This is a genomic window from Flavobacterium sp., assembly GCF_044368995.1.
GTDB lineage: Bacteria > Bacteroidota > Bacteroidia > Flavobacteriales > Flavobacteriaceae > Flavobacterium.
This window is the reverse complement of record NZ_JBIPMS010000001.1, coordinates 1-20,672: the sequence shown is the minus strand read 5'-3', so window position 1 is coordinate 20,672 and position 20,672 is coordinate 1. Positions and strand designations below refer to the sequence as shown.

At 34.3% G+C, this 20,672-nt stretch carries 13 protein-coding genes; 8 read left to right on the top strand and 5 right to left on the bottom strand.

The window, feature by feature from the left end:
- Nucleotides 1-2 precede the first annotated feature (2 nt).
- The 6 genes from pgi (at nucleotide 3) to ACIQ2I_RS00040 (ending at nucleotide 11,607) form a co-directional block, all read left to right on the top strand.
- A complete protein-coding gene (gene pgi / locus ACIQ2I_RS00065) occupies nucleotides 3-1,640 on the top strand; it encodes a glucose-6-phosphate isomerase (RefSeq protein WP_396180395.1) in 1,638 nt (545 codons plus the stop codon).
- Between the two features lie 93 nt (nucleotides 1,641-1,733).
- Complete coding sequence (locus ACIQ2I_RS00060) at nucleotides 1,734-4,550, top strand: TonB-dependent receptor (protein WP_396180394.1); 2,817 nt, start codon at nucleotides 1,734-1,736, stop codon at nucleotides 4,548-4,550.
- Between the two features lie 95 nt (nucleotides 4,551-4,645).
- Nucleotides 4,646-6,085: a nucleoside recognition domain-containing protein gene (locus ACIQ2I_RS00055; RefSeq protein WP_396180393.1), complete on the top strand. Its 1,440-nt coding sequence runs from the start codon at nucleotides 4,646-4,648 to the stop codon at nucleotides 6,083-6,085.
- A 125-nt stretch (nucleotides 6,086-6,210) separates the two neighbouring features.
- Nucleotides 6,211-6,759, top strand: coding sequence for a transposase (locus ACIQ2I_RS00050; RefSeq protein WP_396180392.1), 549 nt, complete (start codon nucleotides 6,211-6,213; stop codon nucleotides 6,757-6,759).
- 166 nt (nucleotides 6,760-6,925) lie between these two features.
- Nucleotides 6,926-8,527 (top strand): fumarate hydratase, encoded by a 1,602-nt coding sequence (locus tag ACIQ2I_RS00045; RefSeq protein ID WP_396180391.1) that lies wholly within the window; start codon nucleotides 6,926-6,928, stop codon nucleotides 8,525-8,527.
- Between the two features lie 131 nt (nucleotides 8,528-8,658).
- Nucleotides 8,659-11,607 carry a S8 family serine peptidase gene (locus ACIQ2I_RS00040; RefSeq protein ID WP_396180390.1) on the top strand — a complete coding sequence of 983 codons (2,949 nt, stop codon included), beginning with the start codon at nucleotides 8,659-8,661 and terminating at the stop codon, nucleotides 11,605-11,607.
- A gap of 175 nt (nucleotides 11,608-11,782) precedes the next feature.
- Here the strand turns inward: ACIQ2I_RS00040 and ACIQ2I_RS00035 are convergent, their stop codons facing one another.
- Nucleotides 11,783-12,235 carry a DUF1573 domain-containing protein gene (locus ACIQ2I_RS00035; RefSeq protein ID WP_396180389.1) on the bottom strand — a complete coding sequence of 151 codons (453 nt, stop codon included), beginning with the start codon at nucleotides 12,233-12,235 and terminating at the stop codon, nucleotides 11,783-11,785.
- Between the two features lie 119 nt (nucleotides 12,236-12,354).
- Nucleotides 12,355-12,888: a CvpA family protein gene (locus tag ACIQ2I_RS00030; RefSeq protein WP_396180388.1), complete on the bottom strand. Its 534-nt coding sequence runs from the start codon at nucleotides 12,886-12,888 to the stop codon at nucleotides 12,355-12,357.
- A 77-nt stretch (nucleotides 12,889-12,965) separates the two neighbouring features.
- Here ACIQ2I_RS00030 and ACIQ2I_RS00025 point away from each other — a divergent pair, with 77 nt between their 5' ends.
- Complete coding sequence (locus ACIQ2I_RS00025) at nucleotides 12,966-13,322, top strand: hypothetical protein (RefSeq protein WP_396180387.1); 357 nt, start codon at nucleotides 12,966-12,968, stop codon at nucleotides 13,320-13,322.
- Between the two features lie 135 nt (nucleotides 13,323-13,457).
- Nucleotides 13,458-14,477, top strand: coding sequence for a phenylalanine--tRNA ligase subunit alpha (gene pheS / locus ACIQ2I_RS00020; protein WP_396180386.1), 1,020 nt, complete (start codon nucleotides 13,458-13,460; stop codon nucleotides 14,475-14,477).
- 43 nt (nucleotides 14,478-14,520) lie between these two features.
- Here pheS and ACIQ2I_RS00015 read toward each other — a convergent pair whose 3' ends face one another.
- The 3 genes from ACIQ2I_RS00015 to ACIQ2I_RS00005 form a co-directional block, all read right to left on the bottom strand.
- Nucleotides 14,521-15,006: an ester cyclase gene (locus ACIQ2I_RS00015; RefSeq protein WP_396180385.1), complete on the bottom strand. Its 486-nt coding sequence runs from the start codon at nucleotides 15,004-15,006 to the stop codon at nucleotides 14,521-14,523.
- A 28-nt stretch (nucleotides 15,007-15,034) separates the two neighbouring features.
- Nucleotides 15,035-15,553, bottom strand: coding sequence for a nuclear transport factor 2 family protein (locus ACIQ2I_RS00010; RefSeq protein ID WP_396180384.1), 519 nt, complete (start codon nucleotides 15,551-15,553; stop codon nucleotides 15,035-15,037).
- Between the two features lie 305 nt (nucleotides 15,554-15,858).
- A partial coding sequence (locus ACIQ2I_RS00005) for a hypothetical protein (protein WP_396180383.1) occupies nucleotides 15,859-20,672 on the bottom strand: 4,814 nt, incomplete at its 5' end.

Below are 20,672 nucleotides of genomic sequence, written 5' to 3'. Positions count from 1 at the left end.
TTATGAAATTACAACATATCAATCCAACAGAAACAATTGCTTGGCAAAAATTAAAAACTCATTTTTCAGAAATTGAACAACATTCTATTCAAGATTTGTTTCAAAATGATGCCAAACGAGCAGAAAAATTCAATATTGAATGGCATGATTTTTATGTGGATTTTTCTAAAAATAATTGGACGAAAGAAACCCTAAACTTACTTATTGAGTTGGCCAATGAAGTAGGATTAAAAGACGCCATTTCAAAATATTTCTCGGGAGAAAAAATAAACGAAACCGAAAACAGAGCAGTGCTTCACACGGCATTACGTGCCAATGAAAACGATGTGGTTTTGTTTGAAGGCGAAAACGTAATGCCTGAAATTTATGACACGAAAAATAAAATAAAAGAGTTTACAAATAAAATTGTTTCTGGAGAAGCAAAAGGATATTCTGGAAAATCATTTACTGATGTGGTGAATATTGGAATTGGTGGTTCGGATCTAGGTCCTGCAATGATTGTGGAAGCCTTACAATTTTATAAAAATGATTTAAACACCCACTTTATTTCTAATGTAGATGGCGACCATGTACAAGAAATACTAAAAAAATTAAATCCAAAAACTACTTTATTCGTTATCGTTTCTAAAACATTTACTACTCAGGAAACCTTAACCAATTCGGAAACTGTAAAAAAATGGTTTTTGCAACAGGCTACAGAAAAAGATATTGCTAAACATTTTGTAGCCGTTTCCACTAATTTGCAAAACGTAACCAACTTTGGTATCGCTCCCGAAAACATTTTTCCAATGTGGGATTGGGTTGGCGGCAGATTTTCATTATGGAGTGCCGTTGGTTTAACTATTAGTTTAGCCGTTGGATACGAAAATTTTAATCAATTATTAAAAGGGGCGAATAAAATGGATGTGCATTTTGCAAATACGCCTTTTGAAAATAACATTCCAGTAGTTTTAGCGTTGTTAAGTATTTGGCATAATAATTTCTTTGGCGCCGAAACCGAAGCATTGATTCCTTATACGCAATATTTACAAAAATTGGCGCCTTATTTACAACAAGGTATCATGGAAAGCAACGGAAAATCTATTGCTAGAAACGGAAAACCTGTAAATTACCAAACAGGAACGATTGTTTGGGGCGAGCCAGGAACCAATTCGCAACACGCGTTTTTTCAATTAATTCATCAAGGAACAAAACTAATTCCAACAGATTTTATTGGTTTTATTGAACCGCTTTATGGTGAAAAAGACCATCATAACAAATTAATGTCTAACTTTTTTGCGCAAACTGAAGCCTTATTAAAAGGTAAATCTCGTGAACAAGTGCTTTCAGAATTTGTAGCTCAAGGTAAAACAGAAACCGAAGTAGCACATTTGATCCCATTTAAAGTTTTTGAAGGAAACAAGCCTACCAATACTTTATTAATAAAAAAATTAACTCCAGAAAGTTTAGGCGCATTAGTAGCCATGTATGAACACAAAATTTTTGTACAAGGCATTATTTGGAACATCTATAGTTATGACCAATGGGGTGTTGAACTAGGAAAACAATTGGCCAATTCTATTTTAAGCGAAATAGAAAACGGAACCATCAAAAACCATGATAGTTCAACAACTAAGCTATTAAGTAAATTTATTAGCTAAAAAATGTTAATAAAATAAATAAATGTTAATGTTTTCTTAATGTTATTCCTTAAATTTTTTTTATTTTTGTATAAAATATTTAACTAACAAAACATGAAAAAGAACATTTATTGGTTTTTAACCTTATTATTGATGTCTTCATCAATGGTTTTTGCTCAGTCAACCGTAACTGGTAAAGTAACTGACAACTCTAACAATCCTCTAGCAAATGCTATTGTGAGTGTTAAAGGAAATGCATCTACAGTAAAAACTTCAGAAGATGGAAGTTTTAAAATTGTTTCAAAAGAAAATGCTGGAACAGTTGTTATTTCTTTTCTTGGATTTGAATCTTCAAAAGTTTCATTTGCTGGAAATCAAAACTTAGGAACTATTGCTTTAGTATTAAGTAGTTCAGAAATTGAAGAAGTAGTGGTAAAATCTACAACAGTTGATATCGCTAAAAGCAGAAAAACTCCTGTAGCGGTTTCTACAATCAAAGCTTCTGAAATTCAAGCAAAATTAGGAAATCAAGAATTTCCTGAAATGTTAAATAACACCCCTTCTGTGTATGCTACCAAATCTGGTGGTGGATTTGGAGATTCAAGAGTAAACATTCGTGGATTTAACCAAAACAACATTGCAGTATTAATTAATGGGGTTCCTGTTAATGATATGGAAAATAGTGCAGTATACTGGAGTAACTGGGCTGGTCTTTCTGATGTAACTAGCGCTATGCAAGTACAAAGAGGTTTAGGGTCTTCTAAATTAGCTATTTCTTCTGTGGGTGGAACTATAAATGTAGTTACAAAAACAGCAGACCAAAAAGAAGGCGGAGTATATGCTTCTTCTTTTGGTAATGACGACTATTTTAAAAACCAATTGTCTTACAATACTGGTAAAATGAAAAATGGTTTATCCGCTTCGTTTTTAATGTCAAGAACAACTGGAGATGGATATGTTGATGGTACAAAATTTGAAGGTGGAAATTATTTTATTGGTTTAGGATACCAATTAAATGACAAACATGATTTTCAATTTGTATTTACCGGCGCACCACAATGGCACAACCAACGTAGTGCTGCTCCAACAATTGCACAATATATTAAATATGGTAATCCTGCAGAGATGGATCCAAACATTAGATACAATTCTGATTGGGGAATGTTAAATGGGGAAGAATATAGTTTTAGAACTAACTTTTATCATAAACCTGTAGCGTCATTAAACTGGGATTATAAAATTTCTGATAAAATGAAATTATCTACTGTTGTTTATGCCTCTTGGGGTCGTGGTGGAGGTTCTAACGGAACTGGAGCGATTAGAGGTAATAGATTTTTCGCAGATAATTTAAGAAAAGCAGATGGGACTATAAACGTAGATTTAATTCAATCTTGGAACTCAGGACAAGCTGTTTCTATTCCTGGAACAACAGGGACATCTACAAGAGGTTTAACGTCTGGACAATTCCAAAATAATAATGGAACTGCAACTAATACTACTAATGGTATTTCTAAAATTTCATCTATCAACTCGCATAACTGGTATGGAGGTATTGTAAACTTAAACACAAAACTTACTGATAAATTAACGTTAGATTTTGGTGTTGATGCAAGAACCTATAGAGGAATTCACTATCAAGTATTAAACGATTTATTGGGTTCTACAAGTTTTAACAACTTAGCAGGTGATGCAAACAACTTAAACACCGTTTCAAATTTCCAATATGCTACAGAACCTAACTTAAATCCTTTATGGAATACAGATTACCAAAAAGCGATTAACTATAATAATGATGGTTTAGTTAATTGGCTTGGAGCCTTTACACAATTAGAATACTCTACAGAAAAATTGACATTGTTTTTACAAGCTGCGGTTTCTCAACAAGGTTTCAAAAGAGTAGATTATTATAAATATTTATCATCTAATCCATTGTCGTCAACTGACTATAAAAATATTTTAGGTGGAAATGTAAAAGGGGGTGCAAACTATAACATTGACGAAAAAAACAATGTGTATGTGAATGCAGGTTATTATTCTAAACAACCTTTCTTTAATGCAGTTTTTATCAATAATGCATCTGTTATAAATGAAAACTTAACTAATGAGAAAATCATGGGATTAGAAGCCGGTTATGGTTTCAAATCTAAACTATTTTCTGCTAATGTAAATGTATACAGAACTACTTGGAAAGATAGATTTATTAGATTAACTGCTAATATTAATCATGATTTGAATGCCACAACTCCAACAATTCCTGGTTCTGCCTTCTTAGAAGGTGTAGAGCAAATTCACATGGGTACTGAGTTAGATTTCGTATTCAAGCCATTCAAGAAATTAGATATTAATGGTATGTTCTCATACGGAGACTGGAGATATGGAAGTAATGTAACAGCAAGTTACCAAGATGATAACAATGTAGTTATTACAAATCCAACCACTAATGAAGCTTTTAAAGAAACTTTATATACTGATGGGTTAAAAGTGGGTGATGCGGCTCAAACAACTGCTGCTTTAGGATTTTCTTACGAAGTGTTAACAAGAGTAAGATTAGATGCTAATTACAGATATATTGACAGATTATATGCTGCAATTGACCCTGTAAACTTTAAAACACAAGCTGCTAACGATTTAGGCTCATTAGAGTTACCATCTTACGGTTTAATGGATTTAGGTTTTTCTTACAAAATGTTGGTAGGTAAAAACAAAGAAAATTCTTTAAACTTCAGATTTAACATGAATAATGTTTTAAACACTATTTACATTGCTGAATCTAGAACAAATATTTTAACAAAAACGCAAGCAGACTTTGCTACCGAAACGTTATATAATAACTATATCAACACACAAACGTACAATGGTATTGATACTTCAAACCAAGTATTCTTTGGATTTGGTAGAACATCAAACTTTACAGTTACCTACAAATTCTAATTCTTTAGAAATTTAAAATGCTAAAACCGTTCCAATTCATTTTGGAACGGTTTTTTTTTATCTTATAAAATCATACATTTACAAAAAAATACAATATGGTATTAAGTAGATTTTGGTTGACTATTTTTATTTCTTCTATAGTGTTTATTATAGTAAGTTTATTTGCAAGTAACACCTATTCCGTAGATTATGTGTTAAATGGAAAAAAAGATGATCCTATTTTAATTTCGGAAAAGTTTTTAAAAGAAATTCCTGCTTTTATTAAAGATAGTATTCAAAAATCGTCGGAAAAAACATTTACTATCAATAGAGATACCTTAAATCCAGATACTACATACGTTTATAAAAACCAAACGGTAAAAATATATAGTGGCAAACAAAAATCGGATGGTTTATTGCCCACTTGTAAAACCAGTTTGTTTGATATTATTTTACCACTTATGGCCTATTTGGCTTTCTTTTGCGGATTAATGGAACTATTAATTATTTCTGGCGCATCCGAAAAATTAGCCAAAAAATTAAGTCCGTTTTTCGCACAAATATTTCCTTCCGTGCCTAAAAATCACGAATCGGTTTCCTACATGACGTTAAATTTTGCAGCTAATTTCTTAGGGTTAGATTCTGCCGCGACGCCTTTCGGATTAAAAGCTATGGAAAGTTTACAAACACTAAATCCAGACAAAGACAAAGCCAGCGATGCCCAAATTATGTTTATGTGTTTACACGCCGCGGGTTTAACTTTAATTCCAACCTCTATTATTGGCTATCGTGCAGCAGCAAATGCAGAAAATCCTGCAGATGTAATGTTGCCTTGTATCATCACCTCATTTATAGGGACCATTGCTGCCCTATTAATTGTCGGCATCAAACAGAAAATAAACTTTAAAAGCGCCACTTTAATCGTTGGATTAATGACTATAATTGCTGCAATTACTGGTTTATTATTTTACGTTAACGGATTAAATTTAGTAGAAAAAAACTTTTTTACCTCTAATTTATCGGGTTTAATGTTAATTGCAATTATTGGGATTACATTAGTTTATGCTTTCACTAAAGAAAAGAAATTTGGGGAGCAAAAAACCACGATTTTTGACGCTTTTGTGTCTGGTGCCAAAAACGGTTTAACTACTGGTGTAACTATTTTTCCTTATGTAATGGGAATGTTAGTGGCCATTTCATTTTTTAGAAATAGTGGTTTGTTTGAAATTATGAGCAACGGTATTTCTTTTGTATTTTCAAATATTGGTGTAAGCAAACAAATTACCGATTCCTTACCTGTTGCTATGTTACGCCCTTTCAGTTCAAGTGGTTCGCGAGGATTTATGATTGACGCCATGAATACCTTTGGAGTAGATTCATTAACCGGGAGATTGAGTACTATTTTTCAATGCAGTGCAGAAACTACTTTTTATGTAATTGCGGTATATTTTGGAAGCATTCATGTAAAAAACACCCGATACACTTTAGGAATTATGCTTTTGGTAGATTTAATTTGTGTAATTGCCGCAATTGCTGTGGCGAGTTGGTTTTTTTAGAGGGTGGATCTCCAAATTCCTGCAAGGTTTCCAAAACCTTGTAGGTATAAAATTATAAAAATAAACCAATAATAAGCAAGACCAAAAAGGTTATTGAAACCTTATAGTTGAAAAATAAACGCCAAATGAAACTTGAAATTTTAGAAAAAGACAAAGTTTATCACATCTATAACAGAGGTATTAATGGTGAAACTATTTTCAATACTGATGAAAATAAACGCTACTTTCTAAAACTATATTTGAAATATTTAGAACGTAAAGTAGAAACTTTTGCCTATTGCTTAATGGATAATCATTTTCATTTTGTGTTTCAAATTAATAATGAAAAAGAAGTGACACAAGCACTATCGAATTTATTTAACGCTTATGCAAAAGCATTTAACAAACAAAATAATAGAACTGGAAGTTTATTTGAAAAACATTTCAAAAGAATACAAATTGAAAATGAAGAATATTTAAAAAATGTAATTCAGTATATTCATCTAAATCCAAAACATCACTTGGACATAGATTATAAAAGCTTTTCTTTTTCTTCCTACAAAGCAATTCTTTCAGATAAACCAACTCACTTATTAAGAAATGAAGTGGTTCATTTATTTGAAAATATAGACAATTTTATTTATTGTCACGATTTTAAAAATGAAATATTATCTGAAAAGCAAAAGCTAGAATAAAAAAATTGTTTTAAACATAAATAGCTATTAAATAACAAAATACGAAATAATCCTTCAAGGTATAGATAAACACCTACAAGGTCAAAAAAAGACCTTGCAGGTGAAACAGAAAACTTTTGGAAAGCTTGTGTGATATCCGTAACTTTACGCTTCAAAATTCAAACAAATGGACTTTATATATCAAGACCCGTATCCAATTTTAAAAGACGATACGCAATACAAAAAATTAACTTCAGATTTTGTAAAAATAGAACAACATGGCGATAGGGAAATCTTAGTGGTGGACCCAAAAGGATTAGAATTATTGGCTCAAGAAGCCATGGACGATGTATCATTTATGTTACGTTCATCACATTTACAAAAATTACGAAACATAATTGAAGACCCCGAAGCCACTGACAATGACAGATTTGTGGCATATAATTTATTACAAAATGCTGCGGTTGCAGTTGAAGGTCAATTGCCTTCCTGTCAAGATACTGGAACGGCTATTGTTGTAGCTAAAAAAGGAGAAAATGTTTACACCGGTGAGGAAGATGGCGAATGGTTATCTAAAGGGATTTACAATACGTACCAAAATAAAAACCTTCGTTATTCGCAAATTGTACCTATTTCGATGTTTGAAGAAAAGAATTCGGGTTCAAATCTTCCCGCTCAAATTGATATTTATGCCAAAAAAGGCGCTACTTACGAATTTTTGTTTTTAACAAAAGGTGGTGGTTCAGCCAATAAAACCTTCTTGTACCAAAAAACAAAATCGTTATTAAATGACAAATCTTTAGAAGAATTTGTTCGTGAGCGCATTATGGATTTAGGAACAGCGGCTTGTCCGCCCTACCATTTGGCTTTAGTAATTGGTGGCACTTCTGCCGAAGCGAATTTAGCAACTGTCAAAAAAGCATCAGCAGGTTATTATGATAATTTACCAACCACTGGTAACATGTCTGGTCAAGCATTTCGCGATTTAGAATGGGAAAAAAGAGTACAAATCATTTGTCAAGAAAGTCAAATTGGTGCGCAGTTTGGCGGAAAATATTTAACGCACGATGTTCGTGTCATTCGTTTGCCTCGTCATGCGGCTTCTTGTCCGGTAGGAATGGGCGTTTCTTGTTCAGCAGATAGAAATATCAAAGGAAAAATTACAAAAGAAGGTATTTTCTTAGAACAATTAGAAACCAATCCGAGTCAGTTTTTACCAGCAACAGCGCCTCATTTAGAACCCGCTGTTGCTATAGATTTGAATAAACCTATGTCGGAAATTTTAGCAGAATTATCGAAATACCCAATTAAAACCCGTTTAAAATTAAATGGTACTTTAATTGTAGCTCGTGACATTGCACATGCAAAAATTAAAGAATTATTAGACGCAGGAAAACCCATGCCTGACTATTTCAAAAACCATCCTGTTTATTATGCAGGGCCTGCAAAAACCCCAGATGGCATGCCTTCAGGGAGTTTCGGTCCTACAACCGCAGGAAGAATGGATGTTTATGTGGATGAATTCCAAGCCACTGGCGGAAGTATGATCATGTTAGCCAAAGGAAACCGAAGTAAAGATGTAATGAATGCTTGTCATAAATATGGTGGTTTCTATTTGGGTTCAATTGGAGGTCCTGCTGCCATTTTAGCAAAAGAAAATATATTATCTGTAGAAGTTGTTGACTTTGAAGAATTAGGTATGGAAGCCGTTCGTAAAATCACTGTAAAAGACTTTCCTGCATTTATCATTACCGATGACAAAGGAAATGATTTTTTTGCTAATTTGTAAATAACATCAAAAAAGTAAATTAATAGATTAGATAACAAATGTTAAAGTTCGATAATTTAAAAACATGATATTGTTATTAAAACTTAAATTAATATATTTGCTTACCAAAATTTACTAAAAAAATGAAAAAAATGAAAAATAAAATATTTATATTATCTCTATACTTTACAAGTCTTTTTGCATATAGCCAATCTGAAAAAGACATTATAAATATCACTAAAGATTACGATGTTGCACTAATTAAAAGTAAGGCCAAGGAATTCAAAATTTTAGAAGAAAAAGAAAGAACAAGAGCTTATAAATATGCTCTAGAAAATAACATTCCATTAAGTTATACTGATAAAAAAGGAAATTTTCATCAATTAATGAGATTGACTTCAGACGGGCATCCTTTGTACTATGCAACAGAAAACCAAGATGCGGCAAGATCAACTAGAGCTATTCATTTGAATACAAATGGATCACTTGGCCTTACTTTAAATGGACAAGGAATGGTAGCACGAGTATGGGATGGAGGAAAAGTTAGAACACAGCATAATCATTATGGTGGTAGAGTTGAAAGTGTGGATGACCCAAGCGGAACTTCTTATTCTTCTCATGCATCACACGTAACGGGTACTGTTTTAGCAAATGGATCTCCTACTATTAGAGGTATGGCTTATGAGGCTACAGGAAGAACTTTCGATTGGAATGATGATGAAAACGAAGTGCTATCAGAAGTTTTATTAGGGATGTTGATTTCAAACCATTCTTATGGTGTGCCTGTGACAAATCAAAATCCTCCGTTTGTAACGTTGCCAGCTTGGTATATCGGAACGTATGATTCTGACGCAAGAAACTGGGATGAAATAGCCTATTTATCACCCTACTATTTAATGGTTGCTTCAGCAGGAAATTCAGGTACTGATCAAAATAATGCCGAGCCTATTTATTTTGGTTATGATAAATTAACTGGAAATAAAACAGCTAAAAACAATTTAGTTATTGCTAATGCTCAAGATGCAGAAATTGATGAAGCGGGAAATTTAACTACTCCATTGTTAATTAATAGTTCAAGTAGCCAAGGACCGACTGATGATAGAAGAATAAAACCGGATTTAACAGGGAACGGGACATTTTTAACATCTACAAGTGGTTCAAGTAATAGCTTAACCTATGTATCATCTGGAACATCAATGTCTTCGCCAAATGTAGCTGGAACTTTATTATTATTACAACAACATTATAAAAATATAACCAATAATTTCATGAAAGCTTCCACTTTAAAAGGTTTAGCTTGTCATACAGCTGATGATTCTGGAAACGTAGGACCAGATGCAATTTTTGGTTGGGGTTTATTAAATGCAAAAGCTGCGGCTCAAGCCATATCATCAAATGGTCTAAATTCTTGGATTTCTGAAGAAAGACTAAATCAAGGACAAACTTACACAATTACAGTTAAGTCTTTAGGAACAACTCCTTTAATGGCTACTGCTTGTTGGACGGATATTCCTGGTGATGCCAATAATGGTGAAAGAGCAGCAAACGATTTAACTCGCGCACTTGTAAACGATTTAGATGTTAGAATCACAAGAAACGGAACTACTTATTATCCATGGAAATTAGATTCAGACCCAACTCTTGATGCAACTAGAGTTGGAGATAATAATATCGACAACGTAGAGCAAGTAAAAATAGATGCTCCGCCTGCCGGAGATTATGTAATAACAGTTACTCACAAAGGAACCCTTGAAACTAACAAACAAGATTTTTCATTAATTATTACAGGTGTTACTTCTGGATTTGCAATTATTTCTACTTCTAATGATCTTGAAGTTTGTGCCAATCAAGCCGCAGTTTACACATTCAATTATTCTCAATCTAGTGCAACAACAACTAACTTTAGTGCAGTAGGATTGCCAAGTGGCGCAAATGTAGTTTTCTCCCCAACTTCTAGAAATTCAAATGGTCCAGTTACTATGACCGTTTCTAATTTATCTAATGTAGTTCCTGGTACCTACAATGTAGGAATTATTGGTAATAATGGAACGGAAACTGAAACGCGTTTTAAAGGATTAAAAGTTTATAATAGTGCATTTAGCCCAATTGTATTAAACACTCCGGTAAATAATCAAAATACGGTTGCAACTACAGTTAATTTAACTTGGAACACTAGTGAAAACGCTGAAATATATAATGTTCAACTTTCAACTTCACCAAATTTCACAACATTAATTACCGACGTTAATACAACTGGAAACTCATTTGTAGTTTCAAATTTAAGTCAAGAAACTTACTATTACTGGAGAGTTTTGCCTTTAAACCGATGTGGTGGTGCGCCAACATCTTCAGGTACAGTTAATACGTTCCAAACAGGCGTTTTATCTTGTGGAAACGAATTTATAGCAACCGACTTTTCAAATAATATTATAAATACCACTAATACTGCCTTAGCAATAGTTCCTATCATAGTAACTGGTGGATTAACTATTGGAGATATTAATATTCAATTAGATATCTCTCATACCTATGTAGAAGAAGCAAATGTAAGACTTCAAGGACCTGTAAGTATTGGAAGTCCAATGATTACCTTATTTAATGGTGTTTGTGTTGGAAATGATAATATAAATTGTATTGTTGATGATAGTGGCACGCCTTTAGTTTGTGGTACAAATCCGGCTATTTCTGGAACTGTTCAACCGCAACAAACGCTTACTGATTTAAATGGATTACCAGCTGACGGTACTTGGAATTTAATTGTTTCTGATGGAGAAAATGGCGATGGCGGAACAATCAATTCTGTGAAACTTCAAATTTGTAGCATCCAGGTACCGCTTGCAATTGAAGATACTGCTTTTTCTAACTTAAAAATATATCCTAATCCAACTACTGGAATTGTAAATATTGATTTGGGTAATCAAAATTTAGAAAGTAATTCAATAGTAAAACTATATGATATACAAGGCAGAATAATTTCAACTAAAGAAATGATTAGTACTATAGACAATATCAATATTTCTAATTTATCTGATGGGGTATATTTAATCACCATAGAAAACGGAAGTTCTAAAACAACCAAGAAAATTGTTTTAACAAGATAATCAAATTAAAAGGGTTCTAGTAGGACTCTTTTTTTGTAAAATAATACTAGATATAATCTGAATTTTCTAATAAATATGAGGAATAAATTATTAAAATGCTATTGTATAATTTAGTTTCCATAAAAAAACCCCGATAAAAAGTATTTTATCGGGTTTTTAAATATTAGAGATAAAATTATTTTGAAGCCGGAGCAGCTACTGCTGGTGCTTCATTAACTTTAACAGTTCCTTTGATTGTTATTGTTTTTGGCATAGCATTTTCTTCGCTTGTGGTTACTGTAACCGTTTTGTGAAAAGCACCGCCTGCAGCTGCGTTATAAGTAGCTGTTACTGTTCCTTTTTCACCTGGTTTGATCGCAGTTTTTGTGTAATTAGTTGCTGTACATCCACAAGATGCTTTTACATCCTTTAAAGTAACATCTTTGTTAGTAGAGTTGGTAAAAGTAAACTCGTAAGAAACTGGTTTCCCTTGTTCAATAGTCCCAAATTCGTGCGTTTCTTTTTCCCATTTCATTTGAGATGGTGTTTGCGGTGAAGCTGGAACAGCAACAGCAGCTGGCGCGGGAGTTTGAGCAAATGAAATTGAGCTCATTAATAAAGCAAATGCAAGTAATTTTACTGTTTTCATAATTATTATATTTAAATTAGTTATTATTAATAGTACAAATGTATTTATTTTTTTAATTAATGTTGTTACTCCACGCTATTTATTGTGTTAATGAGATGTTAATGATTAATTTTTATTAATTATTTGTTTTTGTTCTCCGGTTTTTCTTTTGTTCGTTCTTTTACTTCTTCGTACCATTTCCCCAAGTTTGGTAATATAAATTTAGAAACTTCTTGGACAGGTTGATAAAATAAAGATTGGTTTAGTGTTTCTTGTTTTACCAACATCCCATTACTATTTATTCTTTGAAGCAAACTTATTAAAACACCTAACATTAAAATGGTTTTTAGCATACTAAAAATAGCGCCTCCTAATTTATTTAGCCAACCTAAATAGGCAAAACTTACTATCTTTGTAAAAAATTTTGCCAATAAATGAATGCCAATAAGCACTAAAATAAAAGTAATGGCAAAAGCAATAATTTCAATGTATTTTGGATTGGTTTTTATTTTTTCTTCTAAAGTCAATCTAACAATATGCGAAAATTTTATAGCTACAAATATCCCTACAATTAAAGAACTAAAAGAAGCTATTTCTACAAAAAGACCGTTTTTTAACCCATTATATATACTGTACCCTAATAAGACGGCAAAAACAATATCAATAAATTCCATAAATTATATATATTTTATAAAAACAAAACTACAAAATGCAAACCTCAAATACTATCTTTGTAAAAAACAAAATATAAATGTCTAGAGATATACAATTAAAAGAACGCTGGGAAAAAGTAGTGGCTTTTTTATCTGAAAAATTTGCCGATGGTGAAGTGTTGGATTTAGATGCCATTATTTATTTAATTGGCGTGCAAGAATTAGGGAAAATAAATATGGAATTTAAAAAAGACGAAAAAGTAAACCTGATGCACATTGCCATTTGTAAACTATTAGAACCTTACGGATATTACGAATTTGAATTTTTTGATAAAGATGGCTGGCCACATTATAAAGTTGTAAAAGAACTTCCACCACTAAAAGCAGGAGAGCAATCGGTTTTAATGAAAGAAGCCATCGTGAATTATTTTTTAGAAAAAGAGATTATTGAGTAACTAGTGGTAAGTAAAAAGTCAATAGTGAAAACCTTTAAATTAAACTTGCTAATCACTTTTTACTTTTCACTAATTACTTTTTTATAGACTAATCGCTAAAAAATACATAAATTTACAGACTATTACCTTTTTATAATGATACACAAGATAAAACAACATATTGAAGAAGCTAAAGCTTTCCAAACTGAAGACAAAAGTACTTTAGAAGAATTTCGTATTAAATACTTAGGAAGTAAAGGTTTATTGAAAGATTTTTTTGCCGAATTTAAAAACGTTCCTAACGAACAAAAGAAAGAATTTGGTCAGGTAATAAACGAGTTAAAAAACACGGCAGAAGAAAAAGTAAAAACCATTCAGGAACTTCTTGAAAATAAAACGGAAACTATAAGCCTATTTGGAGATTTGTCTCGCCCTGGAAGTCCAATTCATATTGGTTCTCGTCACCCTATTTCTCTAGTTAAAAATCAAATTTTAGATGTTTTTTCAACCATTGGGTTTAACGTTTCTGAAGGGCCAGAAATTGAAGATGATTGGCATAATTTCACCGCATTAAATTTACCGGAATACCATCCCGCTCGTGACATGCAGGATACGTTTTTTATACAAACCAATCCAGATGTTTTATTGCGAACACATACCTCATCTGTGCAAGTGAGATATATGGAAAACAACCAACCGCCTATTAGAACCATTTCTCCTGGAAGGGTTTTCCGTAACGAAGCTATTTCGTCTCGTTCGCATTGTATTTTCCACCAAGTAGAAGGGTTGTATATTGATAAAAATGTGTCGTTTGCCGATTTAAAACAAACGCTTTTATATTTTACTAAAGAAATGTTCGGAAAATCTAAAATCAGATTGCGTCCGTCTTATTTTCCATTTACAGAACCCAGTGCGGAAGTAGATATTTATTGGGGATTGAAAACCGAAACTGATTACCGAATTACAAAAGGAACAGGCTGGTTAGAAATTATGGGTTGCGGAATGGTAGACCCAAATGTGTTGAAAAACTGTGGTATTGACTCAAACGAATATACCGGATACGCTTTTGGAATGGGAATTGAAAGAATTGCCATGTTATTATACCAAATTGGTGATATTAGAATGTTTTATGAAAACGATGTTCGTTTCTTAGAACAATTTAAGTCTAGCTTATAACAAAAAAATCCCGATAATCTCGGGATTTTTTGTGAATTTGTTTTTATTTAAGCACCCCTAGTTGTGTTAAGAAACTCATGTTGTCCATAAAATCTCTTTCTTCAACAATTTTTCCGTTTACCATTTTTGCAATGGTACAACCTTCAATGTCTACTGTTTTTCCAGTTGCAGGAATTCCCATAAAATTACCTGTGTGCGTTCCTTTAAATTGCCAGTATTTTGTTACTTTGTCACCACTAGCATACATCTCTTTCACAATAAATTTTCTGTTTGAGAATCCAGTTACAAAATTAGCATAATAAGCTTTTGCGCCTGCTATTCCTTTAATTTCTGGTACTGTATGTAATACAATTTCTGGTGCGTAAGCAGTGTCTAATACATTTACTTTACCTTCATTTACAACTAATTCCCATGTTTTAGAATAGGAATCGATGTTGGCTTGAGCTACTTTCTCTCTTTCGGCACTTTCATTTTTACAACTTACACACAGTAAGCTTGTTAATGCAATAACTACAATAGATTTTTTCATAATATAGAATGATTAAAATTTTGGATAATTATTTTAATAAGTTCAAAATTGGTGCAGAATCATAGATGTCCCATTCTTCAACAACTTTTCCGTCTTTGATAGCGAAAATCATATTGTAATTGATTACAACTGATTTTCCTCCTCTTGAAAAAGTAGCGTCATAATAGGTAAACACGTAATTTTTAACACCTGTTTTTTCATTTGCTTTATCATTAATAATTTCCCAAATAAGCGGTTTTTTACTTAATGAAATTGTCATCCCATTTGCTTTAATATCTTCTAACATTTTAATGTTTTCGTCAATACTTATATCATTCATATTATCATGAATAACGGCTTTTGGTGCGAAGTTGGCTTTAAAATTTGGGAAGTCAGAATTTTCAGCCATAGCAGTCAATTTTTTTACCATTTCAATATTGGCTGATTTACTAACCGTTACACCAATTTGATCTGGATTTTTACCTTCTACAGTTGAAGCCGTTCCTTCTTTTTTACAAGAGATAACTAGCAACCCAACTAAAGCTATAAGGGAAATTGTTTTTTTCATTTTTTTAAGATTTAAATTAATAAAGAAAGTCAAATATATAAATATAACTGATTAAAAACCAACTAATTAAATAATATTCCCTTTTTTTATAAAACACTTAATATATTGAGTGTTTTATTTGCTTTACTAAAGCTTCTAATTCTAGAAATTAACTTATTTTAGCTACTGGTTTTTTTGGTTGTTCTGAAATTAATAAGTTAAAAATCATAAATTGTATATAAAAAGGTTCAACTAAAGTTGAACCTTTTTATAATGATTAAAAAAATATTTCAATTTGAACTAAAATACTATTCTTAAAAAAGAAATTACATTCCCCCAAATTTAGAAACTCTCCAGTAAGTTCCGTCAAAAACCAAAGTAGTATTTTTATTCGAATCAATATTAATATCTCCTGGAGCCACAAATTTTTGTATGCCTGTATTCGAGCTATTAAAATTATGTAGCGACAAACCAGTACAACAGTTTAATGTTTGATCATTAACTGAATAAATATGAATAACTTGACCCAAAACACCCCCTGATAAACCATAAATACTTGTCCAACTTGAATCTGGTCTTACAAAAAGAATGGAAACATTAGAAACATCATAATTATTCAATTCAGAGTATTCAATAGTTGCTGTACTCATTACCATTCTACCAGAAGAAATTATGGATTTAGCCGTTACTGATCCACTAGTTTTAACATCCGTAACATCTGTATTTCCTAATTGAATGGTGTTATCCGCAACAACAATTGCTTGATAACCAATGGCAGTTGCATTTGAAATTAATCCATTAGAATTGGAATTGTTTCCTAAAAATGTATTATTATAACCTGTATTACCAAATCCTGAGTCGTTTCCAATTGCTACGTTATTATTACCTACTTCATTAGAAAATAAAGCATAATTACCAATAGCAGTATTTTTATTTCCTAAGGTGTTTAAATAAAGGGCATTAGCACCGATTGATGTATTATAACTACCCAAACTATTATTTGCTAATGCCGACTTTCCTAGGGCGTTATTTTCAGAACCCAAAGTGTTATATTGTAAGGAATACGCTCCATAAGCTGTGTTTTCGTTTCCTATTGTATTTAAAGACAGTGATTCTTGTCCAAAAGCAGAATTACGATTTCCGGAAGTATTTGCCGTTAGTGAGCTAATTCCAACAGCAACATTTTCGTAAGCTGATGAATCAGTTCCTCCAGCTCCTACTTTGATTCCGTTTACAGTAATATCCGAAACAAACGATTTATTTCCTGCAAAAGTTTGGTCTTCTATGGTAACAATACCACCATAAGTTGCATCAGCTGGAGCAAGATTTAACTCGCCTTCGGTAATAGAAGCACCAAATGAATTTGAAGAAGAATTTATTGCGCCTACAGTAACAGTCCCTGAAGCAATTTGAGCATCCACATAGGTTTTTACTGCTAATTCCGTTGGAAACTTAACATTTGTAGTGTCAGACAAAGTTACATCAATAGATTTGTTTGCCGCATCTTCTTTCGAAGAAACATTCGACTGCAACGTTGATATCTGATTCTGTAACATCGATACATCACTCTGCAACATATATATATCTGATTGATAATAACTATTCCACATCATTTGGTTGTTCCATATGTCATACTGCAACATTGATATTTGAGACTGTAACATCGATACATCACTCTGCAATATAGATATATCTGATTGATAATAATTATTCCACATCATTTGGTTGTTCCATACATCATTCTGCAACATTGATATCTGAGACTGATTATACATTACATCAGACTGCAACATGTTCAGATCAGATGTAGTTGCATACCCTGTAAGATCTGCCGTTGGGCCTTGTGGTCCTTGTGCACCATCGACACCATTTGTTCCATCAATTCCAGCTGGGCCTTGTGGTCCCATTTCGCCTTGAGGTCCCATTTCGCCTTGAGGTCCAACTGCACCATCAGCACCAGTTGCTCCGTCAATTCCTGCTGGACCTTGTGGGCCAATTTCTCCTTGTGGGCCTTGTACCCCTTGAGGTCCATCAACACCATTCATTCCGTCAATTCCTGCTGGGCCTTGTGGTCCAATTTCTCCTTGTATTCCTTGAGGTCCAACTTCGCCATTAGCACCAGTTGCTCCGTCAATTCCTGCTGGACCTTGTTGTCCAATTTCTCCTTGTGGGCCTTGTACCCCTTGAGGTCCATCAACACCATTCATTCCGTCAACTCCTGCTGGGCCTTGTGGTCCAATTTCTCCTTGTATTCCTTGAGGTCCCATTTCTCCTTGTATTCCTTGAGGTCCCATTTCTCCTTGAGGTCCAACTGCACCAGTTGCTCCGTCAATTCCTGCTGGACCTTGTTGTCCAATTTCTCCTTGTGGGCCTTGTACCCCTTGAGGTCCATCAACACCATTCATTCCGTCAACTCCTGCAGGGCCTTGTTGTCCAATTTCTCCTTGAGGTCCCATTTCTCCTTGTATTCCTTGAGGTCCCATTTCTCCTTGTATCCCTTGAGGTCCCATTTCTCCTTGAGGTCCAACTGCACCAGTTGCTCCGTCAATTCCAGCTGGGCCTTGTGGTCCAATTTCTCCTGGAGCTCCCGGAATTCCCATTTCGCCTTGTAACCCTTGAAGTCCCATTGCCGCACCATTAGATACCGAACCATCAGCCATTAAATATTGAGTTGAAAGACCGTTTTGTTTTATAAATGAGTTAGAAGTTGTGTTTCCATTAATAGTTGTGTTTCCATTAATATCCATTGCTCCATTTAAAGTCGCTTTTTGATCTGCTCCAAGCGTTAATGTATTTTGACCCGCAGCACCTAAGTTAAGAGCATTATTTTGTTCCGCTCTTAAAGTAATATCATTACCACTATTAAATTGTAAGTATCCTGTTCTTGTAGATCCATCTGTATTATACCCTGAAAACCATCCGCTTGAATTTTGAATTCTATATGCTTCAGAACTAAATCCAGTAATTAATCCATTTGAACTAGTGTTGCCATTAGTAGTAGTATTGCCGCTTACAGTTGTATTGCCATAAATAGTTGCATTTCCATAAATATCCATTGCTCCATTTAAAGTCGCTTTTTGATCTGCTCCAAGCGTTAATGTATTTTGACCCGCAGCACCTAAGTTAAGAGCATTATTTTGTTCCGCTTTTAAAGTAACATCATTACCACTATTAAATTGTAGGTATCCTGTTCTTGTAGTTCCGTCTGTATTAAACCCTGAAAAGTAACCGCTTGAATTTTGAATTCTATATGCTTCAAAACTAAATCCAGTAATTAATCCATTTGAACTAGTGTTGCCATTAGTAGTAGTATTGCCGCCTACAGTTGTATTTCCATAAATAGTTGCATTTCCATAAATATCCATTGCTCCATTTAAAGTCGCTTTTTGATCTGCTCCAAGCGTTAATGTATTTTGACCCGCAGCACCTAATTTAAGAGCATTATTTTGTTCCGCTCTTAAAGTAACATCATTACCACTATTAAATTGTAGGTATCCTGTATTTGTAGATCCATCTGTATTATACCCTGAAAAGTAACCGCTTGAATTTTGAATTCTATATGCTTCAAAACCAAATCCAGTAATTAATCCGTTTCCATTTAAATTAGAATTAAAGGTTTTATTACCCGTAAAAGTTTGGTCTGCCGTGGTAACAATACCTCCATAAGAAGCATCGGCTGGTGCAAGTTTTAATTCGCCTGCAGCTATAGTAGCACCATTTGAATTTGAAGTAGAACTTATTGCGCCTACGGTAACAGTAGCGTCACTTCCAGCTGGTCCTTGAGGTCCCTGTGCGCCATCAGCGCCATTAGTTCCGTCAATTCCTGCTGGGCCCTGAGGTCCCATTTCTCCTTGTATTCCTTGTGGGCCAACTTCGCCATTAGCACCAGTTGCTCCGTCAATTCCTGCTGGGCCTTGTTGTCCAATATCTCCTTGAGGTCCCTGAGGTCCCATTTCTCCTTGTGGGCCTTGTGCACCATTAACACCATTCATTCCGTCAATTCCTGCTGGGCCTTGTTGTCCAATTTCTCCTTGTATTCCCTGAGGTCCCATTTCTCCTTGTATTCCTTGTGGGCCAACTTCGCCATTAGCACCAGTTGCACCGTCAATTCCTGCTGGGCCCTGAGGTCCCATTTCTCCTTGAGGTCCCTGAGGTCCCATTTCGCCTTGTATCCCTTGAAGACCAACTGCACCATCGACACCGTTAATTCCGTTAATTCCGTCAATTCCTGCTGGACCTTGTTGTCCAATATCTCCTTGAGGGCCCATTTCGCCTTGTATTCCTTGAGGTCCAACTGCACCATCGACACCGTTAATTCCTGCTATACCTTGAATACCTTGAATACCTTGTGGACCAACTGCACCGTCAAGACCTTGAATGCCTTGTAACCCCTGAGGACCAACTGCGCCATTAAGACCGTTTATTCCGTTTATTCCGTTTGTTCCGTTTGTTCCGTTGGAACCTGCTAAACCTTGAGGACCTGTTGCACCTGTTAATCCTATTGGCCCCTGAGGACCAACTGCGCCATCAAGACCGTTTGTGCCGTTTGTGCCGGCTAAACCTTGAGGACCAACTGCGCCATTAAGACCGTTTATTCCGTTTGTTCCGTTGGAACCTGCTAAACCTTGAGGACCTGTTGCACCTGTTAATCCTATTGGCCCCTGAGGACCAACTGCGCCATCAAGACCGTTTGTGCCGTTTGTGCCCGCTAAACCTTGAGGACCAACTGCGCCATTAAGTCCATTAAGTCCATTTGTGCCAGCTAAACCTTGAAGACCTGTTGCACCTGTAGGTCCAGCTACTCCCTGAATTCCTGGAATACCTTGTGACCCCGTAGCTCCTGTTAATCCTATTGGCCCTTGTGGACCAACTGCTCCGTCAAGACCATTTGTCCCTGCTATACCTTGTGGTCCTTGTAATCCCTGAGGACCAACTGCGCCATTAAGACCGTTTGTGCCGTTTGTTCCAGCTAAACCTTGAGGACCTGTTGCACCTGTTAATCCTATTGGACCTTGAGGACCAACTGCGCCATCAAGACCGTTTGTGCCGTTTGTGCCGGCTAAACCTTGAGGACCAACTGCGCCATTAAGACCGTTTATTCCGTTTGTTCCGTTGGAACCTGCTAAACCTTGAGGACCTG

What these genes read in the sequence shown, in the direction of transcription:
- pgi (WP_396180395.1), top strand. Translation starts at nt 3, where the DNA reads ATGAAATTACAACATATCAATCCAACAGAAACAATTGCTTGGCAAAAA.
- ACIQ2I_RS00060 (WP_396180394.1), top strand. Translation starts at nt 1,734, where the DNA reads ATGAAAAAGAACATTTATTGGTTTTTAACCTTATTATTGATGTCTTCA.
- ACIQ2I_RS00055 (WP_396180393.1), top strand. Translation starts at nt 4,646, where the DNA reads ATGGTATTAAGTAGATTTTGGTTGACTATTTTTATTTCTTCTATAGTG.
- ACIQ2I_RS00050 (WP_396180392.1), top strand. Translation starts at nt 6,211, where the DNA reads ATGAAACTTGAAATTTTAGAAAAAGACAAAGTTTATCACATCTATAAC.
- ACIQ2I_RS00045 (WP_396180391.1), top strand. Translation starts at nt 6,926, where the DNA reads ATGGACTTTATATATCAAGACCCGTATCCAATTTTAAAAGACGATACG.
- ACIQ2I_RS00040 (WP_396180390.1), top strand. Translation starts at nt 8,659, where the DNA reads ATGAAAAATAAAATATTTATATTATCTCTATACTTTACAAGTCTTTTT.
- ACIQ2I_RS00035 (WP_396180389.1), bottom strand. Translation starts at nt 12,235, where the DNA reads ATGAAAACAGTAAAATTACTTGCATTTGCTTTATTAATGAGCTCAATT.
- ACIQ2I_RS00030 (WP_396180388.1), bottom strand. Translation starts at nt 12,888, where the DNA reads ATGGAATTTATTGATATTGTTTTTGCCGTCTTATTAGGGTACAGTATA.
- ACIQ2I_RS00025 (WP_396180387.1), top strand. Translation starts at nt 12,966, where the DNA reads ATGTCTAGAGATATACAATTAAAAGAACGCTGGGAAAAAGTAGTGGCT.
- pheS (WP_396180386.1), top strand. Translation starts at nt 13,458, where the DNA reads ATGATACACAAGATAAAACAACATATTGAAGAAGCTAAAGCTTTCCAA.
- ACIQ2I_RS00015 (WP_396180385.1), bottom strand. Translation starts at nt 15,006, where the DNA reads ATGAAAAAATCTATTGTAGTTATTGCATTAACAAGCTTACTGTGTGTA.
- ACIQ2I_RS00010 (WP_396180384.1), bottom strand. Translation starts at nt 15,553, where the DNA reads ATGAAAAAAACAATTTCCCTTATAGCTTTAGTTGGGTTGCTAGTTATC.